The following is a 5663-nucleotide window of genomic DNA, read 5'->3' on the forward strand; positions in this document are numbered from 1 at the left end:
CATCGAACAGGCAAAGAGGCCCGGCGAAAGCCGGGCTTTTTGCGTCTCGCACCCCCTCCTGGCAGAAAGCAGCGCATTTTAATGACCCAGGATTTCGTTACTCCGATGTGATCGCTGTCTCGGGCAGGCTGAAGCTGTTCCCGAGTTCCCCCGGGAGCTGGAGGAGACCGAGATTAGGAGGATCTCATGACCGGTTCGAAAGACAATATGCGCGACCAGAAGCACGATCAGAAGCAGGGTCAGATGAAGGACCCGGCCAAGGATCGTGATCAGACCCGCCAGCAGGAGCAGCAGTCGCCCGGCCGCGGGCAGCAGCAGGGCAATGCGCCGCAAAAGCCCCAGCAACGCTGAGGTCTGATCCGTCCAGGAGCTTTGCCATGACACCTGTAAAATCCGAAAAGGATTGGCCTTTGCAGGAACGGGCGGCGCCTTCTGACGCCTTTGGAACGTCCTCTGAGAGTGCAGGGATGCCCCAGGCCTGCAACCCCGCGCGCTACTGGCGGCGCGCGATGGATGCCCAGGCCGATGCTCAGGAGGCGCATCACCAGGCCCGCTGATCTCTCTGCACCAAAGGGAAACGGCCCGGGCAGGACTGCCCGGGCCGTTTTCATCTGTCAGGCCGTTCAGGCGCCGCGGTTCAGAGACCAGATCGCGCCGTTCAGCGCCGTGGCAAAGCTTACCCAGGCCAGATAGGGCATGAAAAGCCAGGCCGAGACCCGCTCTTCGCGCCAGGCCAGCCGGATGAAGGCCACCAGCACCAGCCAGAGGCCCGCGATCACCACCAGCGCCCAGCCCGCGGTCTGCAGGCCGAAAAATACCGGGGACCACAGGAAGTTCAGCCCCATCTGAACGCCCCAGAGGACCCGCAGCCCAGGCTCATCTTCCAGACAGAAGATCCGCCAGCCAGCCACACCGATCATCACATAAAGCACCGTCCAGACCGGAGCGAAAACCGCATTTGGCGGCTGGAACCAGGGTTTTTGCAAGGTTTCAAACCAGGGCCCGGGGGGGAAGTTCATACCGATCACCGCCCCGATGCCCGAGACAGCGACCACGAAAACAACAAGCCACAACCATTGAGATTTCAAAGCAGACCGCGCAACGTTAAAGGGAACCTGATAACCAACCTCAACCTGCGCCGCAGGTTCCGGAGGCGGACAAGAAAAGCCGGGTTGATGCGGCTTGATCTCCGCCCGCAGTCTGGGTTTGGGACGCGGCACCCTCCGCTGCTTTCATGGGGCAGCCGCCTGTCCTCGTGCGGGGGCGGACACCGGGCTTTTCGGGAGGGCAGTGCAGACACAACCGGTCGGGCGACGAAATGGCCAGCCGATTGCCCCCGGGGAAGAGCAGGGCTGCACATCAGGCAAACGCATGGGGGGCGGAAGATGCCGTGGCTGTAATATGGGCCGGGCACATGCCCTTGCTCATGCGCGCCATGGGACAACAGGGCCTGCTTTGGCTGGCAGGCCTGTCGTCCAAAACCTGGGAGAAATTCAACGTCAGAAGGGGATGTTTGTTTCGCACCCGGCGCGTCTTTCCGGCCTCCGGCAGGCCGCTGCTCTGCGGTCAGCGGGTGGCGCGTCGCAGATTTCCCGCCTGCGCATTCAGCTGCGGGGAGAGCCACTTCTGATAAGCACCTGAAAAAGCGATCCTTCGCACAGGGGATCCTCATCTTCGGATCCAAGGCGCTGCAAACGAAAAACGCGGCGGAAGACCCGCCGCGTTTTTGAAAGTTATCCGGGCTTCAGGCCTCAGAGCATCGCGCGGACTTTGTTGGCGATGTTCTCAGCGGTGATGCCGAACTTCTCGTAAAGCACCTCAGCCGGAGCCGATGCGCCGAAGCTTTCCATGCCAACGAAGGCCGCCTTTTTCTCAGCGCCGCGCTCCCCCAGCAGGAAGCGGTCCCAGGGCATACGGGCGGCCGCTTCAACAGCGACACGCACCGGACCTGCGGGCAGGACCTTCTTGCGGTAGCTCTCGGGCTGGGCTGCGAAAAGCTCCATCGAGGGGACCGAGACCACACGGGTCGGCACACCTTCGGCTTCCAGGATATCGCGGGCTTTCATCGCGATTTCCACTTCCGAGCCGGTCGCCATCAGGATGGCTTTCGGACGGGCCGAGCCTTCGGCCAGGATATAGGCACCCTGAGCGGTCAGGTTCTTCGCGGTGAAGGTCTTGCGCAGCGTCGGCAGGTTCTGACGCGAGAGCGCGAGAACCGAAGGACGCGAGGATTCGGTCAGCGCGATTTCCCAGGCCTCAAGGGTCTCAACCGCATCGGCCGGGCGGAACACCAGGGTGTTCGGGGTCGCGCGGCAGATCGCCAGATGTTCCACCGGCTGGTGGGTCGGACCGTCTTCGCCCAGACCGATCGAGTCGTGGGTCATGACATAAACCGACGGCACACCCATCAGCGCCGAGAGGCGCATCGCGCCACGGGCGTAATCGGTGAAGCACATGAAGGTCCCGCCGTAAGCGCGCACACCGCCATGCAAAATCATGCCGTTCATCGCAGCCGCCATAGCGTGCTCACGGATCCCGAAGTGCACGTAACGGCCCTTGCGGTTCTCAGCATTGAACACACCAAGATCAGCGGTTTTGGTCAGGTTTGAGCCCGAAAGATCCGCCGAGCCGCCGACGGTTTCCGGCATCACCGGGTTGATGACCGCCAGCGCCATCTCCGAGGCTTTCCGGGTCGCCACTTTCGGCAGCTTTTCCGCCAGCTCTTTTTTCAGCGCTTTCACAGCACCGGCGAGCTTTTTCGGGGCCTCCAGCGCCATCTGGCGGGTGAATTCCGCCTGTTTGCCGCCCGGCAGGGTGGCGAAGCGGGCTTCCCACTCGCCGCGCTCCGCAGCGCCGCGGGCGCCGATGGCTTCCCATTTCGCTTTCAGATCCGCCGGGATCACGAAAGCCTCATGGGTCCAGCCGTAGACTTCGCGGGTCAGCTTGATTTCCGCATCGCCCAGCGGCGAGCCATGCGCACCGGCGCTGTCTTGCTTGTTCGGCGCGCCAAAACCGATGATGGTTTTGCAGTCAACCAGAACCGGGCGGTCGGATTTCTTCGCTTCCGTCAGGGCGCGGTCGATGTCAGCCGGGTTATGACCGTCGCAGGCGATCACTTTCCAGCCCGAAGCTTCAAAGCGCTTGTGCTGGTCGGTGATATCCGACATCGAAATGCGGCCGTCGATCGAGATGTTGTTGTTGTCCCACAGCACGACCAGATTGGAGAGCTTCTGCATGCCCGCAAGGCCGATGGCCTCCTGGCTGATGCCCTCCATCAGGCAGCCGTCACCGGCGATGACCCAGGTCTTGTGGTTCACAACCTTGGCACCAAAGCGGGCGCGCAGGCTTTCTTCTGCCATGGCAAAGCCCACGGCATTGGCAATGCCCTGGCCCAGCGGACCGGTGGTGGTCTCGATGCCCTGGGCGTGGCCATATTCCGGGTGGCCGGCGGTTTTCGCGCCCCACTGGCGGAAGTTTTTGATCTGATCAATGGTCATATCGCTGTAGCCGGTCAGATGCAGCAGCGCATAGATCAGCATCGAGCCGTGACCGGCCGAAAGAATAAAGCGGTCGCGATCCGCCCACATCGGGGCCGAGGCGTCAAATTTCAGGTGGTTCTGGAACAGAACGGTCGCCACATCGGCCATGCCCATCGGCATGCCGGGGTGACCGGAGTTTGCGGCCTGAACCGCATCCATCGCAAGCGCACGGATCGCGCCGGCCAGTTGCCAGTGGTCTGGGTGGCTCGCGCGCAGGGTGGCGATGTCCATGGGGATCTCCTGTCTGGGGTGCCGGTGGGGGTCCGGGCGCGGGTTTGATAACAGCGTGGCTGTGAGTTGCAAGCGCCGCGATGCCGCAAATCGGCGGTAATCGGCTTGAATCGGGCTGAATTTTCGCTCAATCGCGCTGTTTACGGCTCAGGCCTTGCGGCGGGCGCTGCGCTTCGGGCAGTATGGGCGGCAACTGCCATTGGGGCAGAGCCCGTCGCAGCCTTTCAACGCGGCGGGGCAGGAACTGATGACGCGGGACTGACCAGAGCCGGTATGCAGGAATTTGAACAGCACCAGCGCCGTCTCGCGACGGCCCTTCTCCGAATCGGCGCAGCCTTTGAGCGGCTCGGCGAGCCGCCTCCGGCATCCCAGGTCCTGGCGCGCGCGCAGGATCACGAAGATCTTTCGTCTGAAATTGAGATCGCCCGTCTGACCCGTCTGGCCGAAGAGGCCCGCGCCGAAGTCGCCGCCCTCTCTGAGCAGCTTGTGGGCACCCATGCCACGCTCGAAGAGGTGGTGCTGGAACTCAGCGCGCAGATTGAGTCCCGCGATCTTGAGCTTGCAGAGCTGCGCGCCGCACCGGTCGCGGCGGTGGCCCCGCAGGCGGATCCCGCCGTGGCGGCCGCCCTTGCCGAAGAGCTTGCGGCGCTGCAACAGGCGGTTGAGCTGCTGAATGGTGAGATCGCCGCGCGCGATGCCCAGATCGCAGCCCTTCAAAGCCTGGAAGCCGCAGCACCCGAGCCCGACCCGCAGGCCCAGGCCGCACTCCTTGAGGCAGAGGCCCGGATCGCAGATCTGACCGCGCGCCTCGCGGCGCTCTCCGAGCGTCACAGCGGCTCGACCGCGACGCTTGAGGAAGTGGTTCTGGCGCTGACCGGCCAGATTGAGGCCCGCGACAGCGAAATCGCCACTTTGCGCGCTGCCCTTGACGCTTCTGCCGCTGAGGTGGCCGCGGCGGCCTCGCGCGCCGATCCGGCCGAGATCGCCCGCCTGAAAGCCGTCAATGCCGATGGCGAGCGCCATGCGGCGGCCCTCGCAGAGCAATTGTCGATTCTGCAGGCGCGCCACGCCGGGACCACCGCGACCCAGCAGGAGCGTCTTGCCGCGCTCAACGCCCAGGTCGAGGCTCAGGCCGCTGAAATGGCGCGGATGCGCAATGTGAATATCCAGCTGCGCGACGCCATGCGCACCCTGCGCGAGGCCATGGCCACCGGCAGCGTCGACGGCAGTGCAATCAACCGCGCCCTTGAGGCTGAGGTGGAAGCCTTAAGTTCGGCGCGTGAGTTTGAGCGGGCAGAGCTTGATGCCCTTCTGGCCGCGCTCGATCCGCTGCTGGTGCCTGTTCCCGCCACTGAGGCCCCGGAGGTCGTGAATGCCTGAACTTGATCTGACCATCGGCGGCCGCGTCTTTCGCATGTCCTGCCAGCCCGGCGAAGAGGGCCATCTGCGGACCGCCGCCGCCATTCTCGATGCCGAAGCCGCCCCCCTGATGACCCAGGCGGGCCGGATGCCCGAGACCCGGATGCTGCTGATGGCGGGGCTGATGCTTGCGGACCGCCTGGCCGGGCATGAGGACCAGACCGCGCAGGCCCGTCGCCGCGTGACCGAGCTTGAGGCGAGGCTCGCAGAACTTGAGGCGCTGCCGCCGCGCAAAGTCGATGTGGTCGTTGAGAAAATCGTCGAGGTCCCGGTAGAGACCCGCGTCGAGGTTCCGGTCATCCCCCGCAGCCTGATCGACCGCATGGCTGAGCTGGCAGCAGAGGCCGAATCCATGGCAGACGCCGCCGAAGAACGCGCCGGCGAACTGGCGGATCTGAACTTCGACAATTAACAGGGTGCTGAAATAGCCCTGAGTGCAGGACGGTTTTTGTTCATCAGGACTGATCTGTTCTG

6 protein-coding genes are annotated in these 5663 nt (G+C 64.0%); 4 read left to right on the forward strand and 2 right to left on the reverse strand.

The genetic code is table 11. From position 1 onward, the window contains the following. Positions 1-186: 186 nt before the first annotated feature. Entirely contained in the window at positions 187-351 is a 165-nt protein-coding gene (locus EG244_RS20580; RefSeq protein WP_158617381.1) for a hypothetical protein, read from the forward strand. Positions 352-377: 26 nt separating this feature from the next. Then, positions 378-557 (forward strand): hypothetical protein, encoded by a 180-nt coding sequence (locus EG244_RS19770; protein ID WP_124966870.1) that lies wholly within the window; start codon positions 378-380, stop codon positions 555-557. Positions 558-623: 66 nt separating this feature from the next. Here EG244_RS19770 and EG244_RS19775 read toward each other — a convergent pair whose 3' ends face one another. Both EG244_RS19775 and tkt read right to left on the reverse strand, forming a co-directional pair. After that, on the reverse strand, positions 624-1073 hold the full coding sequence (locus EG244_RS19775; protein ID WP_233589084.1) for a TspO/MBR family protein: 450 nt from the start codon (positions 1071-1073) through the stop codon (positions 624-626). A gap of 678 nt (positions 1074-1751) precedes the next feature. Further along, on the reverse strand, positions 1752-3770 hold the full coding sequence (tkt, locus tag EG244_RS19780; protein WP_124966872.1) for a transketolase: 2019 nt from the start codon (positions 3768-3770) through the stop codon (positions 1752-1754). 273 nt (positions 3771-4043) lie between these two features. Between tkt and EG244_RS19785 the strand changes: the two genes are divergently transcribed. Further along, a complete protein-coding gene (locus tag EG244_RS19785) occupies positions 4044-5150 on the forward strand; it encodes a coiled-coil domain-containing protein (RefSeq protein ID WP_124966873.1) in 1107 nt (368 codons plus the stop codon). Further along, on the forward strand, positions 5143-5601 hold the full coding sequence (locus tag EG244_RS19790) for a cell division protein ZapA (RefSeq protein WP_124966874.1): 459 nt from the start codon (positions 5143-5145) through the stop codon (positions 5599-5601). Before EG244_RS19785 ends, EG244_RS19790 begins: the two co-directional genes overlap by 8 nt. Positions 5602-5663 lie beyond the last annotated feature (62 nt).

This window comes from Falsigemmobacter faecalis, from assembly GCF_003863335.1.
GTDB classification, from domain to species: domain Bacteria; phylum Pseudomonadota; class Alphaproteobacteria; order Rhodobacterales; family Rhodobacteraceae; genus Wagnerdoeblera; species Wagnerdoeblera faecalis.